This window comes from Candidatus Symbiopectobacterium sp. NZEC135, assembly GCF_025962695.1.
The window spans coordinates 1-518 of sequence record NZ_JAGFPF010001524.1 but is presented as its reverse complement, the minus strand read 5'-3'; the positions used below and the strand labels follow the sequence as shown (position 1 = coordinate 518).

1 protein-coding gene is annotated in these 518 nt (G+C 59.1%); it reads right to left on the bottom strand.

Annotation, left to right across the window (positions count from 1 at the left end; genetic code table 11):
• Positions 1 to 518, bottom strand: a 518-nt coding sequence (locus J5224_RS35160; protein WP_264629406.1) for a methyl-accepting chemotaxis protein, incomplete at both ends; no start/stop codon positions are given.

Below are 518 nucleotides of genomic sequence, written 5' to 3'. Positions count from 1 at the left end.
AATGCTGGCACCGCACTGGTTGCTACCGGTTTACGTACCGCCACGGCTTTTGGCGCTGACCCCAGCGTCGCCAATTGGAAGATAGAGACGATCTGATTGAGATGCCGCGCTTGCTCTTCTAACGAGGCAGAGGCGGAAGCCGATTGCTCCACCAACGCGGCGTTCTGCTGTGTCACGCTATCCATTTCCACCACGGCCTGGCCGACCTGACTGATCCCCTTGCTCTGTTCGCTCGACGCAGAAGCAATCTCCCCCATGATATCCGTCACGCTGGTCACCGCCTTGACGATATTTTCCATCGCACTGCCTGCCAGCGCGACCTGATCCGAGCCAATCTTGACGTTATTGACGGATTCATCGATCAGGGTTTCAATCTCTTTTGCCGCCTGAGCACTGCGCTGGGCCAGGTTACGCACCTCCCCGGCTACCACGGCAAAGCCCCGCCCCTGTTCGCCAGCGCGCGCGGCCTCAACGGCCGCATTCAACGCCAGAATGTTGGTCTGGAAGGCAATACCGTT